The organism is Polaromonas sp., assembly GCF_018780625.1.
Lineage (GTDB): Bacteria > Pseudomonadota > Gammaproteobacteria > Burkholderiales > Burkholderiaceae_C > Polaromonas.
The window spans coordinates 1-2402 of sequence record NZ_JADMJK010000013.1 but is presented as its reverse complement, the minus strand read 5'-3'; the positions used below and the strand labels follow the sequence as shown (position 1 = coordinate 2402).

General features: G+C 57.6%; 4 protein-coding genes. All 4 read left to right on the top strand.

Annotation, left to right across the window (positions count from 1 at the left end):
• The first annotated feature begins 19 nt into the window (after positions 1–19).
• Positions 20–154, top strand: a complete 135-nt coding sequence (gene rpmH, locus IV091_RS01150) for a 50S ribosomal protein L34 (RefSeq protein ID WP_007862708.1) — start codon at positions 20–22, stop codon at positions 152–154.
• 58 nt (positions 155–212) lie between these two features.
• Positions 213–623, top strand: a complete 411-nt coding sequence (locus tag IV091_RS01145; protein WP_293464144.1) for a ribonuclease P protein component — start codon at positions 213–215, stop codon at positions 621–623.
• Positions 620–937 carry a membrane protein insertion efficiency factor YidD gene (yidD, locus tag IV091_RS01140; RefSeq protein WP_293464143.1) on the top strand — a complete coding sequence of 106 codons (318 nt, stop codon included), beginning with the start codon at positions 620–622 and terminating at the stop codon, positions 935–937. Before IV091_RS01145 ends, yidD begins: the two co-directional genes overlap by 4 nt.
• Positions 934–2402, top strand: a 1469-nt coding sequence (yidC, locus tag IV091_RS01135) for a membrane protein insertase YidC (RefSeq protein WP_293464142.1), incomplete at its 3' end; no start/stop codon positions are given. The genes yidD and yidC, both read left to right, overlap by 4 nt.

Below are 2402 nucleotides of genomic sequence, written 5' to 3'. Positions count from 1 at the left end.
AAGGCTAGTAGGATTTATCATGAAACGCACATACCAACCTTCCAAAGTCAAGCGCGCACGTACCCACGGTTTCCTGACGCGCATGAAAACGCGCGGCGGCCGCGCAGTGATTGCTGCACGTCGTGCCAAAGGCCGCAAGCGCCTGGCCGTCTAAGCCCGCTTTTTTGCAGGCTTTGCAGCGGTTTCGTTCTCTGAACTGACGCTTTGCGCTAGTGCAGCGGTTAAAAACCCGACCTCAGTTCCAGGCAGTCCTTGCAGGCAGCATTGTTGCAAGAACGACGCACTTCGCATTGCACCGCAATGCGCTGGACGCAAAAGCTGTGCAAGCCAAGGCCGAAGCGCAGCCTGATGCGCGTGCGCTCTTTCCTGTCCAGACGACCTGGATAGGTGCGATGGTTCCAAAACGCTGGGCTAAAAGAGCCGTTACGCGCAACGCCATCAAACGACAGATCTACACCGTGAGTGATGATTTTTCGCAGCAGTACCCGCTTGCCGCCTATGTGGTGCGCCTGCGGCGTGAGTTTTCCCGCAAGGAATTCGTCAGCGCCAGCTCTGAACAACTCAAGCTGGCGGTGCGCGCTGAAGTGCAAGCACTGCTGCAGGCTGGAGCGCAGGCCGTATGAAATCGTTCATTGTTGCGCTCGTACGTCTTCCGCAAACGCTGCTGATCGGTCTGGTAAAAGCTTATCGACTGTTGCTCAGGCCGTGGCTGGGATCCGTCTGCCGCTTCGAGCCGAGTTGCTCGGTGTATTCTTTACAGGCACTGCAGCAGCATGGTGCGGCAATGGGCAGCTACCTGACGCTGCGCCGCCTGGTGCGTTGCGGACCCTGGTGCGACGGTGGCCACGATCCCGTGCCACCCAAGGACTCACGCGCACTTTTCACCCGTCTGGTCACCCCTGTGACTTCCACCCCTTCTAAAAAGACGCCGTCATGAACGACATCCGCCGCACCATTTTGTGGGTGATTTTTGGTTTTTCCATGGTCATGTTGTGGGACCAGTGGCAGGTTTTTAACGGCCAAAAGGCCACTTTCTTCCCATCGGCCACGCAGACCGCCAAGGCGCCTGCCACCAATTTACCGGCAGTGGGCGCGCCCGCTGGATCGGCTTCTTCGGTGCCGTCCTCGTCTGCTGGCAGCATGAGCGCCAGCACACCCGGCGCTGTGCCGACAGGCGCGCCGTCGACGGCACCTGCAGCCGCCAAAGAACGTGTGGTGGTCAATACCGACGTGCTGTCGCTGACTTTTGACACCGAAGGCGGAACGCTGGTTCACTCGGTGTTCACCAAGCACAAGGACATGACGAACAAGGACGTCGGCTTTGTGTTGCTCGATGAAAGTCCCAACCGTATTTACGTGGCGCAAAGCGGCCTGATCGCAGGCAGCGCCGGCGGCACTTTCCCCACGCATAAGGCGATGATGACCGTCGTGCCCGGTGAGCGCACGCTCAAAGACGGTGAAAACGAGTTGCAGATCAAGTTTGAGTCGGCCGATATGGGTGGCGTCAAGCTGGTTAAAACCTACACGCTCAAACGTGGCGCCTACGATGTTGCCGTGCGCCATGACGTGATCAACACGGGCAGCGCTGCCGTTGAGCCGCAGCTTTACCTGCAGCTGGTACGCGACGGCAACAAGCCGCCGGGCGAGTCATCGTTCTACTCCACCTTCACGGGTCCGGCCATTTACACCGAAGCCAAGAAGTATCAGAAAGTTGATTTCAAGGACATTGAAAGCAACAAGGTTGACGTGGAGAAGCAGGCGACCAATGGCTATGTGGCCATGGTGCAGCATTATTTTGCATCGGCCTGGATTCTGGGTGATGGCCTGAAGCGCGACCTGTTTTTCCGCAAGGTCGACACCAACCTGTATGCCGTGGGCATGATCACGCCGGTGGGCACTGTTGCGCCGGGCACGACCAAATCGGTCGATTCGAAATTCTTTATCGGTCCTCAAGTTGAAAAAACCCTGGAAGTACTAACCCCCGGCCTGGAACTGGTCAAGGATTACGGCTGGCTGACCATCCTGGCCAAGCCGCTGTACTGGCTGCTTGATGCGCTGCATGGTTTCATCCAGAACTGGGGTTGGTCCATCGTGGCCCTGGTGCTGCTGCTGAAGATCGCTTTTTATTGGCTCAATGCCAAGGCTTACGCCAGCATGGCCAAAATGAAGGCGGTCAGCCCGAAGATCACGGAAATGCGTGAACGCCTGAAAGACAAGCCGCAGGAAATGCAGCAGGCGATGATGAAGATCTACAAGGAAGAAAAAGTCAACCCGATGGGCGGCTGCTTCCCGATCATGGTTCAGATCCCGGTGTTCATTGCGCTGTACTGGGTGCTGCTGTCCAGCGTTGAAATGCGCAATGCGCCGTGGGTCATGTGGATCACCGACTTGTCGTCGCCCGA